This is a genomic window from Pseudomonas sp. ABFPK (assembly GCF_001586765.1).
In the GTDB taxonomy this organism is placed as follows: domain Bacteria; phylum Pseudomonadota; class Gammaproteobacteria; order Pseudomonadales; family Pseudomonadaceae; genus Aquipseudomonas; species Aquipseudomonas asiatica.
Window position 1 is genome coordinate 70,429 of the sequence record NZ_LQXW01000001.1, and the last position, 14,236, is coordinate 84,664.

General features: G+C 63.2%; 19 protein-coding genes. 9 read left to right on the top strand and 10 right to left on the bottom strand.

The window, feature by feature from the left end; all coding sequences use genetic code 11:
- Positions 1-21: 21 nt before the first annotated feature.
- Both WM94_RS00330 and prlC read right to left on the bottom strand, forming a co-directional pair.
- On the bottom strand, positions 22-303 hold the full coding sequence (locus WM94_RS00330; protein WP_013970292.1) for a YheV family putative zinc ribbon protein: 282 nt from the start codon (positions 301-303) through the stop codon (positions 22-24).
- A complete protein-coding gene (prlC, locus tag WM94_RS00335) occupies positions 300-2,351 on the bottom strand; it encodes an oligopeptidase A (protein ID WP_249351837.1) in 2,052 nt (683 codons plus the stop codon). The genes WM94_RS00330 and prlC overlap by 4 nt, the downstream gene beginning before the upstream one ends.
- Before the next feature lie 102 nt (positions 2,352-2,453).
- On the opposite strand from prlC, the gene WM94_RS00340 reads away from it, so the two are divergent.
- Together WM94_RS00340 and WM94_RS00345 are read left to right on the top strand one after the other, a co-directional pair.
- A complete protein-coding gene (locus WM94_RS00340) occupies positions 2,454-3,002 on the top strand; it encodes a gamma carbonic anhydrase family protein (RefSeq protein WP_003261048.1) in 549 nt (182 codons plus the stop codon).
- 119 nt (positions 3,003-3,121) lie between these two features.
- Entirely contained in the window at positions 3,122-3,772 is a 651-nt protein-coding gene (locus tag WM94_RS00345; protein ID WP_061550182.1) for an HAD family hydrolase, read from the top strand.
- Positions 3,773-3,895: 123 nt separating this feature from the next.
- Here the strand turns inward: WM94_RS00345 and WM94_RS00350 are convergent, their stop codons facing one another.
- A complete protein-coding gene (locus tag WM94_RS00350) occupies positions 3,896-4,969 on the bottom strand; it encodes an aminopeptidase (protein WP_061550183.1) in 1,074 nt (357 codons plus the stop codon).
- Positions 4,970-5,054: 85 nt separating this feature from the next.
- Here WM94_RS00350 and WM94_RS00355 point away from each other — a divergent pair, with 85 nt between their 5' ends.
- The gene (locus WM94_RS00355; RefSeq protein ID WP_061550184.1) at positions 5,055-5,468 is read left to right on the top strand and encodes a hypothetical protein; all 414 of its coding nucleotides are present in this window, start codon (positions 5,055-5,057) and stop codon (positions 5,466-5,468) included.
- 55 nt (positions 5,469-5,523) lie between these two features.
- On the top strand, positions 5,524-5,937 hold the full coding sequence (locus WM94_RS00360; RefSeq protein ID WP_013970286.1) for a hypothetical protein: 414 nt from the start codon (positions 5,524-5,526) through the stop codon (positions 5,935-5,937).
- Positions 5,938-5,971: 34 nt separating this feature from the next.
- On the opposite strand, the gene WM94_RS00365 is transcribed toward WM94_RS00360, so the two are convergent.
- A complete protein-coding gene (locus tag WM94_RS00365; protein ID WP_020191563.1) occupies positions 5,972-6,205 on the bottom strand; it encodes a DUF1161 domain-containing protein in 234 nt (77 codons plus the stop codon).
- Between the two features lie 73 nt (positions 6,206-6,278).
- Positions 6,279-6,704, bottom strand: coding sequence for an OsmC family protein (locus WM94_RS00370; RefSeq protein ID WP_013970285.1), 426 nt, complete (start codon positions 6,702-6,704; stop codon positions 6,279-6,281).
- A gap of 152 nt (positions 6,705-6,856) precedes the next feature.
- On the opposite strand from WM94_RS00370, the gene WM94_RS00375 reads away from it, so the two are divergent.
- Complete coding sequence (locus WM94_RS00375; RefSeq protein ID WP_061550185.1) at positions 6,857-7,861, top strand: LLM class flavin-dependent oxidoreductase; 1,005 nt, start codon at positions 6,857-6,859, stop codon at positions 7,859-7,861.
- 99 nt (positions 7,862-7,960) lie between these two features.
- Here the strand turns inward: WM94_RS00375 and WM94_RS00380 are convergent, their stop codons facing one another.
- Both WM94_RS00380 and WM94_RS00385 read right to left on the bottom strand, forming a co-directional pair.
- Positions 7,961-8,182, bottom strand: a complete 222-nt coding sequence (locus tag WM94_RS00380; RefSeq protein WP_003261041.1) for a DUF1161 domain-containing protein — start codon at positions 8,180-8,182, stop codon at positions 7,961-7,963.
- A gap of 101 nt (positions 8,183-8,283) precedes the next feature.
- On the bottom strand, positions 8,284-8,499 hold the full coding sequence (locus WM94_RS00385) for a dodecin (protein ID WP_013970282.1): 216 nt from the start codon (positions 8,497-8,499) through the stop codon (positions 8,284-8,286).
- 150 nt (positions 8,500-8,649) lie between these two features.
- On the opposite strand from WM94_RS00385, the gene WM94_RS00390 reads away from it, so the two are divergent.
- Positions 8,650-8,973 carry a YqjD family protein gene (locus tag WM94_RS00390; protein ID WP_003261039.1) on the top strand — a complete coding sequence of 108 codons (324 nt, stop codon included), beginning with the start codon at positions 8,650-8,652 and terminating at the stop codon, positions 8,971-8,973.
- Here WM94_RS00390 and WM94_RS00395 read toward each other — a convergent pair.
- Complete coding sequence (locus WM94_RS00395; RefSeq protein WP_061550186.1) at positions 8,970-9,866, bottom strand: LysR family transcriptional regulator; 897 nt, start codon at positions 9,864-9,866, stop codon at positions 8,970-8,972. The two genes, WM94_RS00390 and WM94_RS00395, sit on opposite strands and share 4 nt — an antisense overlap.
- 111 nt (positions 9,867-9,977) lie before the next feature.
- Between WM94_RS00395 and trpB the strand changes: the two genes are divergently transcribed.
- Together trpB and trpA are read left to right on the top strand one after the other, a co-directional pair.
- Positions 9,978-11,195 (top strand): tryptophan synthase subunit beta, encoded by a 1,218-nt coding sequence (gene trpB, locus WM94_RS00400; protein WP_015268451.1) that lies wholly within the window; start codon positions 9,978-9,980, stop codon positions 11,193-11,195.
- On the top strand, positions 11,192-12,001 hold the full coding sequence (gene trpA / locus WM94_RS00405) for a tryptophan synthase subunit alpha (RefSeq protein ID WP_013970279.1): 810 nt from the start codon (positions 11,192-11,194) through the stop codon (positions 11,999-12,001). Before trpB ends, trpA begins: the two co-directional genes overlap by 4 nt.
- Before the next feature lie 120 nt (positions 12,002-12,121).
- On the opposite strand, the gene WM94_RS00410 is transcribed toward trpA, so the two are convergent.
- Positions 12,122-12,454: a DOPA 4,5-dioxygenase family protein gene (locus WM94_RS00410; RefSeq protein ID WP_013970278.1), complete on the bottom strand. Its 333-nt coding sequence runs from the start codon at positions 12,452-12,454 to the stop codon at positions 12,122-12,124.
- 52 nt (positions 12,455-12,506) lie between these two features.
- Here WM94_RS00410 and WM94_RS00415 point away from each other — a divergent pair, with 52 nt between their 5' ends.
- Entirely contained in the window at positions 12,507-13,124 is a 618-nt protein-coding gene (locus tag WM94_RS00415; protein ID WP_061550187.1) for an NAD(P)-dependent oxidoreductase, read from the top strand.
- 109 nt (positions 13,125-13,233) lie between these two features.
- Here the strand turns inward: WM94_RS00415 and WM94_RS00420 are convergent, their stop codons facing one another.
- Complete coding sequence (locus WM94_RS00420; RefSeq protein ID WP_061550188.1) at positions 13,234-14,133, bottom strand: LysR family transcriptional regulator; 900 nt, start codon at positions 14,131-14,133, stop codon at positions 13,234-13,236.
- Between the last annotated feature and the right edge of the window lie 103 nt (positions 14,134-14,236).

A 14,236-nucleotide genomic window follows, 5' to 3' on the forward strand; every position in this document is an offset into this window, starting at 1 on the left:
AACCCGGGCGGCACGACGGCTTTATTCAGCCGGTTTCTTCAGCTTCGGGTTGGGGAAGAACTGCACCGTCTGTACCTTGGCCGGCGCGGCTTTCGGTTCCAGATGGTTGACCCGGGTGCCGAGCTCCTTCGGCACCGACAAGCCCTGCTCGTTGAGGGTGTCAGTAAAGCCGCAGGCCACGCACTCGCGGTGCGGTACACCGTCTTCGTTCCACATCATCAGCTTGTCGGTCTCGCTGCACGCCGGGCATACCGCCCCGGCAATGAAGCGTTTCTTGGTCTTGTTCACGGCTACCTCGCTCATGCTGCAGCGTCCTCGCTCAGGCCACTATGGCGCAGCAAGGCATCGATGGAGGGCTCACGGCCACGGAAGTCGACGAACAGCTCCATCGGCTCGCGCGAACCACCACGTGCCAGGATCGCCTCGCGGAAGGCTCGGCCGGTTTCGGCATTCAGCACGCCTTCTTCCTCAAAGCGCGAGAAGGCGTCTGCCGACAGCACCTCGGCCCACTTGTAGCTGTAGTAGCCCGCCGCATAACCACCAGCAAAGATGTGCGCAAAGCTGTTGGGGAAGCGGTTGTACGCCGGTGGGCGCATGACGGACACCTCGTCGCGCACGCCTTCGAGCACCTGCAGCACGCTGCGGCCGTCGCCATGGGTTGCATGCAGCTCGAAGTCGAACAGCGAGAACTCCAACTGGCGCACCATCATCATGCCCGACTGGAAGTTCTTTGCCGCCAGCATCTTGTCCAGCAGGTCCTGGGGCAGGGGGGCGCCAGTTTCGTAGTGGGAGGAGATCAGTGCGAGGCCTTCCGGCTCCCAGCACCAGTTTTCCATGAACTGGCTCGGCAGTTCGACCGCGTCCCAGGCCACGCCGTTGATGCCGGATACACCGGGATGCTCGATGCGGGTCAGCATGTGGTGCAGGCCGTGGCCGAACTCGTGGAACAAGGTGGTGACTTCATCGTGGGTCAAAAGAGCCGGCTTGCCGGGCGCGGCCGGGGTGAAGTTGCACACCAGGTTGGCCACGGGGCTCTGCAACTGGCCAGCGGCTGTGCGGCGACGGTCACGCGCGCCATCCATCCAGGCGCCGCCACGCTTGTTGGCGCGCGCGTAGAGGTCGAAGAAGAAGCGGCCGACGTGCTGGCCGTTTTCCTTGATCTCGAACAGGCGCACATCCGGGTGCCAGCTGTCGAAGCCCTTGAGCTCGGCAATCTCGATACCGTAAAGGCGCTGCACGATGCTGAACAGGCCACCCAGCACCTTGTCGATCGGGAAGTAGGCGCGCAGGGCTTCCTGCGACACGCTGTAGCGCTGCTCGCGCAGCTTCTCGCCGAAGTACCCGGCGTCCCAGCTGGCCAGCTCAGGGCAGCCCTGCTCAGCGGCATAAGCCTTGAGCTGCTCCAGGTCCTGGGCGGCGAACGGCTTGGACCGCTTGGCCAGGTCACGCAGGAAGCTCAGCACCTGGTCACTGGACTCGGCCATCTTGGTGGCCAGGCTAAGCTCCGCGTAGTTCTTGTAGCCCAGCAGTTCGGCCAGCTCCTGGCGCAGGTCAAGGATTTCCTGCATCACCGGGCCGTTGTCGAACTGGCCGGCATTCGGGCCCTGGTCCGAGGCGCGGGTGCAGTAGGCCGCGTATAGCTCTTCGCGCAGGGCGCGGTCGCTGGCGTAGGTCATCACCGCGTAGTAGCTGGGGAATTCCAGGGTGATCAGCCAGCCGTCGAGGCCCTTGGCCTGGGCGGCGGCGGCCATCTGCGCCTTGGCCGAATCGGTCAGGCCGGCCAGCGCGGCTTCGTCGGTAACATGCTTGGTCCAGGCCTGTGTGGCGTCGAGCAGCTGGTTGGAGAAACGGCTGCCAAGCTCGCTGAGCTTGCTCTGCACTTCGGCGTAGCGCTGCTGTTTATCCGCCGGCAGGTCGATACCCGACAGGCGGAAGTCCCGCAGGGCGTGCTTGAGGATAGTCTTTTGCGCCACATCGAAGCCGGCGGCTTCGGGGCTGTCGATCAACGCCTGGTAGGCTTCGAACAGCGCACGGTTCTGGCCCAGTTCGGTAGAGTAGGCGCTAAGCGCCGGCAGGCAAGACTCGTAGGCTTCGCGCAGCTCCGCGCTGTTGCACACCGCATTGAGGTGGCTGACCGGGCTCCAGGCGGCGCCCAGGCGGTCATTCAGTTCGTCCATGGCCAGCACCAGGCCAGCCCAGGTAGGGTTCTTGCCCTGCTTTTCGAGGATCTCGGCAATGGCTTTACGGTTGTCGGCCAGGATCGCTTCGATCGCCGGCAACACGTGTTCGGCACGGATTTGCGAGAAGGGCGGCAGATCGTAGGACTGCAGAAGCGGGTTGTTCGCACTCACGGTTTGGATACCTTGGCAGAAGAAACACTGCCCCATCTTAATTACAATCGACGCCGACCGCAGCAGGCAGCCTGCCTATCGGCACAGATGAGAGACGCTATCATGGCCATCCGAAGCTTCCAGCAACACACTCCGAAAGTTGGGCCCAGGGCCTTCGTCGACCGATCGGCGGTAGTGCTGGGCGACGTGGAAATCGGTGAAGACAGCTCCGTATGGCCTTTGACTGTGATACGCGGCGACATGCACCGCATCCGCATCGGCGCGCGTACCAGCGTGCAGGACGGCAGCGTGCTGCACATTACCCATGCAGGCCCGTTCAACCCGGACGGTTTCCCGCTGATCATCGGTGACGAAGTGACCATCGGCCACAAGGTCATGTTGCATGGCTGCACCCTGGGCAACCGCATCCTGGTCGGCATGGGCAGCACTATCATGGACGGTGCCATCGTGGAGGACGAAGTGATCATCGGCGCCGGCAGCCTGGTGCCGCCGGGCAAGCGCCTGGTCAGTGGGTACCTGTACATGGGCAGCCCGGTGAAGCAGGCCCGGTTGCTGAACGACCAGGAACACGCATTTTTCGCCTACAGCGCCAGTAACTACGTGAAGCTCAAGGACCAGCACCTGGCCGAAGGCTACGACCAACCGGAATGACCGCATTCGCGGGTAAACCCGCTCACAGGTACGGCGCCGACCTCAGGCCCTGTGATATCCCTGTGGGAGCGGGTTTACCCGCGAAGAAGACCACGCAGCATTCAAAGTGGAACCCGCAAATGCACCAGCAAAACATCCTCTTCGACCTGGACGGCACCCTGACCGACCCGCGCCAGGGCATCACCCGCTCGATCCAGTATGCCCTGGCCAAACTGGGCATCGACGAGCCAGACCTGACCCGCCTCGAGCACTTCATCGGCCCACCCCTGCTGCAGGCCTTCATGCAGTTCTACAGCTTCGACGAAGCCAAGGCCTGGGATGCGGTGAACTTCTATCGGGAACGCTTCAGCGTCACCGGCCTGTACGAAAACCTGGTGTTCGAAGGTGTGCCGGAGCTGCTCGAGGCCCTGAGCGGGCAGGGTCGCACGCTGTACATCGCCACCTCCAAACCGTGGAAGTTCGCCCGTGAAATCGCCCGACACTTCGCCTTCGACCACCACTTCAAGGTGATCTATGGCAGTGAACTGGATGGCACACGCACCAACAAGGTCGAACTGATTCGTCACCTGCTTGAGGAAGAAGGGCTGGACCCGGCGCAGACGCTGATGATCGGCGACCGCAAGCATGACCTGATCGGTGCGCGCAGCAATGGCTTGCAGGCGGTGGCGGTGGGGTACGGGTTTGGTAGCCAGGAAGAACTGATGGCGGAAGAGCCGGCCTACCACTTTGCTACCTTGGCCGAGATGCATCAGGCGTTCCTCAAGGCTTGATGGCCCTGGGGGCTGCTTTGCAGCCCATCGCGACGCAAGGCCGCTCCCACATCGATCGGCGTAAGCAGGACCTATGTGGGAGCGGCCTTGCGTCGCGATGGGCCGCAAAGCGGCCCCAAATTCTCACAGGTTCACCATCAACCGCTGCAACGCCACCTTCCGCTCTTCAATCGGCAACCGCCCCAGTTGCTCGACCCGCTGATAAAACCGCTCCCAGTCCCCACCCACCTCACGGAACACCGCCGCAAACGCCGGTACCCACTGGTCATACAGCCCGAACGGCAGCAACTTGGCATTGCTCATCGGCCCATACATCCAGGCGTCATAACGCTTGTCACCACCCCACTGGGCATCACGCACCTGCCGGTATTCCCGCCTAAGCCGCTCGAACTCCGCCTGCTTGGCCGCCCGCTTTTGCACATCATCCAGAGGCCCGGCATAAATCGCCTGCAACCGCTCGCGGCTGGCCAGCACCAAACGGATGAATTGCTCACGCTGCTGCCCCTGCTCCCCGCCAGAGGCAGCCAGGCCCCGCGCCACACGCCATTGCCGCGTGCCTTCCTGCTCGACGAAGGAGGCAAACGACTCGTTGAACTCGGTGTCGTCCTGCACATAGAAGCGCTGGTGGGCCAGTTCATGGAAGATCAGCGTGGCCAGGCGCTCGTCGCTCCAGCCCACCATCGACGACAGGATAGGGTCGTCGAACCAGCCCAGAGTCGAATAGGCCTCCACGCCGCCCACGTACACATCCATGCCGTCCTGGCGCATCAACGCCGCCGCCCCACGTGCCGCGCCTTGCTGATAATAACCGCGATAGGCCACACACCCCGCGATCGGGAAGCAGTGCGTCACTGGCTGCAACGACAGCTCGGGGGTAGCGAACACATTCCACACCACGTAGGGCCGGCCAAGGTCTGCATACACCCGGTAGCTGCGGTTGTCCGGCAGCTTCAGCTGCTGGCTGGCAAATACCCGCGCCTGCCTGGCGTGTTCCAGGCGCGCGCGCAATTGCGCCGAAGTGGCCGGATTGGCCAATACCTGCTCCACCGGCTGCCGTGCGCGTAGCAGCTGCCACTGGCCCTCGGCCAACTGCCCATAGTAGGCGGCGCTGCTGCAACCGTTCAGCAGGAGCACCGCCAGCAGGGGAACCAAACGGGTGAAAACAAGGTCGAGTGGCCCAGGGCCTGAGCGCTGCATAAGAATAAGTCGAAGCATCCGGAACTGTCTGACTCGCTCAAGGCCGATTCACTCCAAGACTATCTCGCCAAGGGGGCGTTTCGCCATGCGTGCACTGTTGGTCACCGGCTCATTGCTGCTGATATCCGCCTGTTCGACCTTGCCAGACCCGGACCCGAACCAGGCCTGGGTCGACCTCACGCCCTACGACAACACCTCGCTGCACGCTGTGCAGGTAGATGAACGCGACTGGGCCGATAGCCGTTACTTCGAAGTACAGCCCGGCAGCCACGAGCTGACCGTGCGCTACCAGTTTCCGGTTACCCCCAGCAATATCGGCCCGGTCGAGGAGCCTTTGTGGCGGGATTGCCAGGTCAAGCTGACCTTCAAGGATTTCAGTGCCGGTCAGCGCTACCAGTTGCAGGCTGGCAGCATCGGCTTCCGCCCCTGGATCAAACTCTATGACCGTCAGCAAAAGCTGGTTGGCCAGGGCTCGCCTGCAGGCTGCCAGCGCACCTGAAACGCACAAACGGCGCTATGCTTGTAGCCTATAAGTCGCAAGTGGGAGTCTTGCCATGCGCCAGCCCATGATGCTGATCGCCCTCAGTGCACTGGGGGCATGCGCCAGCCCCTTGCCGCCCGTCGACCCCAAGCAGGCCTGGGTCGATCTGTACACCATGACTCCCGGCAGGGTGATCATGGCCGACCGCCTCGACGGCAAGCGCCTGGAAGATGGCCGTTACTTCCAGGTGACGCCGGGCAAGCACGAACTGGTAGTGCGCTTCGATTACGAGATCTACGGGGGCGGCCTCATGACCCAGCCCCGGGATCGTACCTGCTACCTGACTGTGCGCTTTGACAACTTCAAGGCCGGTGAGCGCTATCGCCTGGAGGCACGGGCGCCGGTAATGGAGCCGCAAGTGCTACTGTATGACGGCAGCCGCAAGGTGGTGGTGAACGAGCCTAGCGAGGTGTTCTGCATTCCTTGATATGGGGCTGCTTCGCAACCCCAGGCTCTGGAATCTACCGATCATTCTTCTGATAAATGATCTTCTTGGTCCCGCCATCGCAGGTCCCGACGACCATGTTCTGGTCCTTGACCTCGCTGTTGGGCACGATCTCCAGGGTATAGGACGAAACCCCCTGGGCCTGGATCTTGGCCTCGATCTCGGCTTTGAGTTCCTCGCACGGCTTGACCGCCGCCAGCGCAGATGTGGCGACCAGGGAAGCCAACACGGCGATTGCTACGCGAATCATGAAACGGCTCCTGAAAGGGCAGCGTGCTGCCGACGCTGTTTAGACTACAGCAAACCGCCCTCATTGCACGGCTTCATCCCACCAGCGCTGCATCCAGGCTGATCTTCGCGTTCAACACCTTGGACACAGGGCACCCGGCCTTGGCCTTGTCGGCGATCTGCAAGAACTGCGCTTCACTCGCCCCAGGCACCTTGGCCCTGAGCACCAGATGCACTGCGGTAATGGCAAAGCCATCAGCTTGCTTGTCGAGTGTCACTTCGGCAGCGGTGTCGATCCTGTCCGGGGTGAACCCCGCTTCGCCCAACATCATCGACAGCGCCATCGAGAAACAGCCGGCATGCGCCGCACCAATCAGCTCCTCCGGGTTGGTACCGGGCGAGCCCTCGAAACGGGTGTTGAAGCCGTAGGGGTTCTGCTTGAGCGCGCCACTTTCGGTAGAAAGCAGGCCTTTACCGTCCTTCAGGCCACCTTGCCAGATCGCCGATGCTGTCTTTTTCATGATGCCTCCTGGTCTCGGGTTACATGCTTATGGCTTCAGAGGTCAGCCGCCTACGGCAAGTTCAGAGCAATCGCACGGCAAGCATTGAATCCGTCGAATCTGCCCATACAGAGTTGAAAAGGCCTGTGGCCAAACACCTTTGCGGAGGCTCCATGACGCAGCTGCGTGACCTGAAGATTTCCACCCTCGACCTGGTGCCGGTACGCGCCGACGCCGGCCCGGCGCAGTCGCTGCGCAACTCGCTGGACCTGGCGCAGCATGTCGAGCGCTTTGGCTACAACCGCTTCTGGGTAGCCGAGCACCACAACATGGACGGCATCGCCAGCTCGGCGACTTCGGTGCTGATCGGCTACCTGGCCGGGGGGACCTCGAGCATTCGCGTGGGCTCTGGCGGGGTCATGCTGCCCAATCATGCGCCGCTGGTGATCGCCGAGCAGTTCGGCACCCTGGCCAGCCTGTACCCGGGGCGCATCGACCTGGGGTTGGGCCGCGCACCGGGTTCCGACCAGATGACCGCCTACGCCCTGCGCCGCGACCGCGCCGGCGGCCCGGATGACTTCCCGGACGATGTCGAGGAACTGTCACGCTACCTCGGCCCGCGTACCGATGATCAAAAAGTGATCGCCGTGCCAGGGCACGATACCGAGGTGCCGATGTGGCTCCTCGGCTCTAGCCTGTTCAGCGCTCAACTGGCGGGCATGCGCGGCATGCCCTACGCCTTCGCCTCGCACTTTGCGCCGCGCTACGTGCACGAGGCGATCCGCGTGTACCGCAACCACTTCAAGCCCTCGACCACATTGGACAAGCCGTATGTGATGCTGGGCATCCCCATGGTGGTGGCGGAAACCGACGAAAAGGCCGAGTACCTGGCCACTTCGGTGTACCAGCGCATCCTCGCGCTGATTCGTGGGCAGAGCCTGATGCAGAAGCCGCCTGTGGAAAGCATGGATGGGCTGTGGCTGCCCCATGAACGGGACGCGGTGGGTAGCTTCCTCGGCCTGGCGATGATCGGCAGCCCGCAGAAGGTGCGTGCCAAGGTGGAGGTGCTGCTGGAGCAGACCGAGGCGGATGAGCTGATCTTCACCTGTGATTTGTATGAGCATGCGGACCGGATTCGGTCCTATGAACTGATGGCGCAGGCTCTCAACGCCGCGTGATCTTCTTCGCGGGTAAACCCGCTCCCACAGGTACAGCGTCGCTCTCAGGCCCTGTGATATCCCTGTGGGAGCGGGTTTACCCGCGAAGAACCCAACCTGTTAACCGCGCCGGTACACAATCTCCTTGGTACCAGCCTCGCAGCTGCCAATCACCTTGCCGGCCGGGTCGCCCTTGTCGACGATCTCCAGCTTGTAGCCGGTAACACCCTTGGCATCCAGCTTGGCCGCAATCTCTGCCTTGAGTTCCTCGCACGGCTTGCCCGCCGCCAGCGCACCACCGGCCAGGGTCATCAGGCCCAGCGCCAGAATCAGTTTGTTCATCACTCGCTTTCCTTGTGCAGATGAAATCAGAAAGGGCGCCCGCCAAGGCGCCCCCCCCCTAAATACCCCATCATGCCAGGCTCATCCAGCCCGGCAGTGTTTCAGCTATTGGCGATACGGAAGCCGACCTTCAGCGTGACCTGGAAGTGCGCCGCCTTGTTGTCACGGATATGGCCACGGGTATCTATCACTTCGAACCACTCCAGGTGCTTGATGCTCTTGCCGGCTTCGGCCAGAGCATTGTTGATCGCCTCTTCGATGCTGGTGGTCGAAGACCCCACCAGTTCGATCTTCTTGTAGGTGTGATGATCGGTCATGAGCGCTCTCCTCGGATGATGGTGAGATTGAGCCTAGCAGCGCAGGCCTGGTTTACCTGCGAGCGGTCACCATTGGCGAAAGTTCGATCGCACTTTCCTGCGGGCCCAAGGTCGCAATCCTTACAGTCCATACTGCAAAGGAGAGTCAACATGCACCGCAATTCGCTGCGTAGAACGTCCCTGGAAAGCATGGAAGCGGAGATCGAGAGCCTTCTGAAAAGCCTGGAAAACCTCAAGCATGATGCGTCGGAGGAGTCCCAGAAATCGGTGAAGGCAATCCGCAGCAACGCCGAGAGTGCCCTGCGTCATTCGCGCCACCTGTTGAGCGATGCCTACGAGGAAGTGAAGCACCGCACCCGCCAGACCGGCATCGCCACCCGCGACTATGCCCAGGAACACCCGTACACAACTGCCGGCGTTGCCATTGGCGCGCTAGGCTTGCTGGCGGCGTACCTGATGTGCAAACGCAACTAAGCGCCCTGTCGCGCCAGTTCCGCCCTTAGCCACTGCGCCAACTGCTCGGCGCGCCCGTCCGCGGCGCGCCTGGGCACCCACAGCGCCAATGCGGCAGGGGTAGGTGAAAAGCCCCACGGCGCACTCAAACGGCCAGCTCGCAGGTCGTCAGCGACCAGCGGCTGCGGCGCAATCGCCACACCCAGCCCGGCCACGGCAGCTTCCAGCAGGTAATACAGGTGCTCGAAGGCCTGGCCATAGTGGAGGGCCGTCGGCTCCAAACCCTGTTCCAGCGCCCAGGTCGGCCAAGCCTGCGGGCGCGAGGTGGTGTGCAGCAAGGCTTCGCCCAGCAAGGCCTTGGCCGGCGCGCCATGCAAGCGCTCGAAACCGGCGAAATGCGGGCTGAGCACCGGCCCGATGCGCTCCTCGGCCAGTACATGCACCTGCATGTCCGTCGGCCACGGCGGCTCGGCGTAAACCAGCAGCGCATCCAACCCTGGCCGCCGTGGGTCCAGGTCGCCTTCACCGGCCGAAAGGTGCAGACGCAGTTCAGGTAAATCCGCCTGCAGCCGCCCCAATCGCGGGATGAACCAGCGCGCCAGCAGGCTGCCCGAGCAGCCCAGCACGAACGGCGCCTCGCTGACGTTGTGGCTGAGCTCGGCGCACACGCTGCGCAGGCGATCGAAAGCTTCGCCACTTGCATCGCGCAGACGTACGCCGGCATCTGTGAGTTTGATGCCACGCCCGTCCTTCACGAACAGCGCTACGCCCAAGTGCTCTTCAAGTACCTTGATCTGCCGGCTGACGGCGCCATGGGTGACGTGCAGCGCTTCGGCCGCCTGGCTGACGCTGTTGAGCCGTGCGGTAGCCTCGAAAGCCCGCAGGGCGTTGAGGGGAGGGAGATCGTGGGCCATTTTACCTGTGAGTTTTTCTGACAAGTTTGCGCAATCTTATCGGTTTTCAGCTGGGCTTGCCGTGGTTAGAGTAAAGCCCATCACTCATTCATTACGCCCTGGAGCGCCCCCATGACCCAGTCCCAATACCGCCCCGGCCCCGACGCCAATGGCCTGTTCGGCTCGTTCGGCGGCCGCTACGTGGCCGAAACCCTGATGCCACTGGTGCTGGACCTGGCCCGCGAATACGAAGCGGCCAAGGCAGACCCCAAGTTCCTCGAAGAGCTGGCCTACTTCCAGCGCGACTACATCGGCCGCCCCAACCCGCTGTACTTCGCCGAGCGCCTGACCGAGCACTGCGGCGGCGCCAAGATCTTCTTCAAGCGTGAAGAGCTCAACCACACCGGCGCGCACAAGGTGAACAACTGCATCGGCCAGGTGCTGCTGGCCAAGCGCATGGGCAAGAAGCGCCTGATCGCAGAAACCGGCGCCGGCATGCACGGCGTGGCCACCGCCACCGTCGCCGCCCGCTTCGGCCTGCCTTGCGTGATCTACATGGGCGCCACCGACATCGAGCGCCAGCAGGCCAACGTGTTCCGCATGAAGCTGCTTGGCGCCGAAATCGTCCCGGTCACTGCCGGCACCGGCACCCTGAAGGACGCCATGAACGAGGCCCTGCGCGACTGGGTCACCAACGTCGAAGACACCTTCTACCTGATCGGCACCGTGGCCGGCCCGCACCCGTACCCGGCCATGGTCCGCGACTTCCAGTCGATCATCGGCAAGGAAACCCGCGCCCAGCTGCAAGAGAAGGAAGGCCGTCTGCCAGACAGCCTGGTTGCCTGCGTCGGTGGTGGCTCCAACGCCATGGGCCTGTTCCATGAGTTTCTCGAAGAGCCAAGCGTGCAGATCATCGGCGTCGAAGCCGGTGGCCACGGCGTGCACACCGACAAGCACGCCGCCAGCCTGAACGGCGGCGTACCGGGCGTACTGCACGGCAACCGCACCTACCTGCTGCAGGACGAAGACGGTCAGATCACCGACGCCCACTCGATTTCCGCCGGCCTGGACTACCCGGGCATCGGCCCGGAGCACGCCTACCTGCACGAAGTGAAGCGTGTCGAGTACGTCAGCATCACCGACGACGAAGCGCTGGATGCATTCCACGCCACCTGCCGCCTGGAAGGCATCATCCCGGCCCTGGAAAGCTCCCACGCCTTGGCCGAGGCGATCAAGCGCGCACCGAAGCTGCCCAAGGACCACCTGATGGTCGTGTGCCTGTCGGGCCGCGGCGACAAAGACATGCAAACCGTCATGAACCACATGGCCGCCCAGGAGAAACAGGCATGAGCCGTCTTGAAAAACGCTTCGCCGAGCTGAAGGCCGAAGGCCGCTCGGCACTGGTCACCTTTGTCACCGCGGGCGACCCGGGCTATGACGCCTCGCTGCAGATCCTCAAGGGCCTGCCGGCAGCCGGTGCCGACGTGATCGAACTGGGCATGCCGTTCACCGACCCGATGGCCGACGGCGTGGCCATCCAGCTGGCCACCCTCCGTGCCCTGGAAGCCGGCCAGACCCTGGCCAAGACCCTGCAGATGGTTCGCGAATTCCGTGTGGATAACCAGACCACACCGATCGTGTTGATGGGCTACTACAACCCGATCCACCGCTTTGGCGTGGAAAAGTTCGTGGCCGAAGCCAAGCAAGCGGGTGTAGATGGCCTGATCATCGTCGACCTGCCGCCAGAGCACGACGCCGAACTGGCAACCCCGGCCCAGGCAGCGGGTATCGACTTCATCCGCCTGACTACCCCGACCACCGACGACGCGCGCCTGCCGCGCGTACTGGAGCGCAGCTCCGGGTTCGTCTACTACGTGTCGGTGGCCGGTGTGACCGGCGCCGGCTCGGCGACCACCGAGCACGTGACCGAAGCCATTGCCCGCCTGCGTCGGCATACCGATCTGCCAATCAGCGTAGGTTTCGGCATTCGTACGCCGGAGCAGGCTGCGGCCATTGCCCGCCTGTCGGACGGCGTAGTGGTGGGCTCGGCGCTGGTCGACAAGATTGCCCAGGCCAAGAGTGCCGAGCAGGCAGTCAACGATGTATTGAGCCTGTGCTCGGCGCTGGCTGAAGGGGTACGCGGCGCCCGCCGCTGAACCGCGTCGCCTGCTTCGCGGGCACGCCCGCTCCCACAGGGACAACACAGATGCTGAAAGCTGTGGAGGACCTGTAGGAGCGGGCTTGCCCGCGAAGAGGCCAGCACAGGCTATAGAGGCCTATCCCCCGAAAATCGAGAGATCCAGCGGCCGCACAGCCCCCATCCAGATAGCATGGTCACGGTGGTCCGCCAGTTCATCCCCGGTCAGCGGGTGCATGAACACCACCAACCCCTTCCGATACAGTGCCAACCACGGCAGCACCACCCCCACAAACTCCGGCTCGAAGGCCAGCTGGCAGCTCCAGTCCGGGTGCGGCCCCACCGGTTTCTGGTGCATGCGCCCCATGGTCACGGGAAACAGCCGCGCCGCTTCCTCACACAGCTCACGGGCCTGGTCCATGGTCGCTGCGTCGTAGTAAACGTGGGCGTGGTAACCCTTGATCCTCTGCACGATAACTCCTGATTGCGGTCCAAACATCACCACCTGCAAAGGGAGTGATGCAGTGAAAAACGCCGAAACCCCAGTGTTCAAACTGGTCTTGTTCGGGCCTGAAAGCAGCTTGGGCAACGCCCTGATGGTAGAGCTGCTGTCGCGCCAGCACGAAGTCACCGCCGTGGTCGACGACCTCAACCGCCACGCGCCGCGCCCCGGCCTGCATTTCAAGATAGGCGGGCTTGGCGATGCCGACCAGGCGGAGCAGGGCGCGGCAGGCGGGTCGGCAGTAATTGCCCTGTTGTCGACGCTGGCGCCGGGCGATCTGCCCAGGCAAGCCCGCATGAGCGAGGCGCTGGTGGCGGGGCTGAAGCGTACGACTATACGCCGGCTGTTGCTGGTGGGCGATTTCGATGTGCTGGATGAGCCGGGCAAGTACAGCGAGGCGGAGCGGGAGTGTGTGGACCAGGTGGTGGACGGGTTACAGCGCAGTGCGTTGCACTGGACGCTGATCAATGCCCCACAGGAACTGGCCGGGTTGGGGATGGAGCATTTTCGCAGCACCGAAGGCACGCTGGAACCGGGGTTGGCCGAGCCGTTGCGGCACCTGGCCAGGGTCGCGGCAGGGATGGTGGATATGCTGGAGCTGGATTTGCACCGGGGCGAGCATCTGAACTTCGTGGTCTAGATTGCCGGGGCTGCTGTGCAGCCCATCGCGACACAAGGCCGCTCCTACACGGGCCGGCCTTTGTAGGAGCGGCCTTGTGTCGCGATGGGCCGCAAAGCGGCCCCAAATCTCAAAGCCTACGCTCTTGCTCCAGCCAATCCACAAACCGCTCGATCAAAGCCCCACGCCGCTTGCGTGGTGGCAGCACCGCGTAATACCCGCGCGCCGAGCGCAAACTCCCCTCCAACGGCCGGCATAGCAACCCTTGCTCCACCAGCCCATCCACCAGATGCCCCCAGCCAATCGCCACCCCTTGCCCGGCAATCGCCGCCTGGATCAGCAACGTATAGTTATCAAACCGCAGCTGCCCGGCCGGCGGCGGGCTGGCCACACCAAACCCGCGAAACACCCCCGCCCAGTCAAACCAACGGCTAGCCTGCTCGCCCTTCAAGTGCAGCAAGGGCAATCGTTGCAAAGCCACGGCTGACAAGGGTTTGCCATGAATCAGCCGGGGGCTGCATACCGGGAAAACCTCCTCATCGAATAGCCAGCGGCTCTCGCCCTGGTGAAAACGCCCGTCGCCAAACAGCACCGCCACATCGATGTCCGGTCGCAACATGCCCTGGCTGCGCTCACCGGTCACCAGGCTCACGTCCACCTGTGGATAAGCCTCGTGAAAACGCTGCAGCCGTGGCATCAGCCAGAACGCCGCAAAGGCGAAGTCGGTAGCCACCTGCAGCACTTCCCTCTGGCCGCGCCCACTGGCCTGGGCAATGCCGTACTCCATGGCCTGCAGGCCCTGGTGCACCTGTTCGAACAGCACCTGGCCGGCCTCGGTCAGCTCGATACCCCGGTAAATGCGGTCGAACAACCGCGTGCCCAGCTGTGCCTCCAGCCGTTTGACTTGCTGGCTCACCGCCGGCTGCGTGGTGCCCAGCTCCAGTGCCGCAGCGGTAAAACCACGCAACCGTGCGGCAGCCTCGAACACGCGCAGTGTATCCAGCGACAATTTGGCAAGGTGGTCAAACATAAGCAGGGCTAATCCCCGTCATTGCCCGCCATGGGCTTTACCCATGTTATCCACAGTCGCATCTTGATAGGCAAGCAGTTCGCATAACCCTCAACGATGGAAG

Bases quoted from the DNA above. Each gene is read 5' to 3' on its own strand.
- WM94_RS00380 (WP_003261041.1), bottom strand. From the start codon at position 8,182: ATGAACAAACTGATTCTGGCGCTGGGCCTGATGACCCTGGCCGGTGGT.
- WM94_RS00355 (WP_061550184.1), top strand. From the start codon at position 5,055: ATGCGTGCACTGTTGGTCACCGGCTCATTGCTGCTGATATCCGCCTGT.
- trpA (WP_013970279.1), top strand. From the start codon at position 11,192: ATGAGCCGTCTTGAAAAACGCTTCGCCGAGCTGAAGGCCGAAGGCCGC.
- WM94_RS00420 (WP_061550188.1), bottom strand. From the start codon at position 14,133: ATGTTTGACCACCTTGCCAAATTGTCGCTGGATACACTGCGCGTGTTC.
- WM94_RS00345 (WP_061550182.1), top strand. From the start codon at position 3,122: ATGCACCAGCAAAACATCCTCTTCGACCTGGACGGCACCCTGACCGAC.
- WM94_RS00350 (WP_061550183.1), bottom strand. From the start codon at position 4,969: ATGCAGCGCTCAGGCCCTGGGCCACTCGACCTTGTTTTCACCCGTTTG.
- WM94_RS00385 (WP_013970282.1), bottom strand. From the start codon at position 8,499: ATGACCGATCATCACACCTACAAGAAGATCGAACTGGTGGGGTCTTCG.
- WM94_RS00370 (WP_013970285.1), bottom strand. From the start codon at position 6,704: ATGAAAAAGACAGCATCGGCGATCTGGCAAGGTGGCCTGAAGGACGGT.
- WM94_RS00360 (WP_013970286.1), top strand. From the start codon at position 5,524: ATGCGCCAGCCCATGATGCTGATCGCCCTCAGTGCACTGGGGGCATGC.
- WM94_RS00375 (WP_061550185.1), top strand. From the start codon at position 6,857: ATGACGCAGCTGCGTGACCTGAAGATTTCCACCCTCGACCTGGTGCCG.
- trpB (WP_015268451.1), top strand. From the start codon at position 9,978: ATGACCCAGTCCCAATACCGCCCCGGCCCCGACGCCAATGGCCTGTTC.
- WM94_RS00330 (WP_013970292.1), bottom strand. From the start codon at position 303: ATGAGCGAGGTAGCCGTGAACAAGACCAAGAAACGCTTCATTGCCGGG.
- WM94_RS00395 (WP_061550186.1), bottom strand. From the start codon at position 9,866: ATGGCCCACGATCTCCCTCCCCTCAACGCCCTGCGGGCTTTCGAGGCT.
- WM94_RS00390 (WP_003261039.1), top strand. From the start codon at position 8,650: ATGCACCGCAATTCGCTGCGTAGAACGTCCCTGGAAAGCATGGAAGCG.
- WM94_RS00340 (WP_003261048.1), top strand. From the start codon at position 2,454: ATGGCCATCCGAAGCTTCCAGCAACACACTCCGAAAGTTGGGCCCAGG.
- WM94_RS00365 (WP_020191563.1), bottom strand. From the start codon at position 6,205: ATGATTCGCGTAGCAATCGCCGTGTTGGCTTCCCTGGTCGCCACATCT.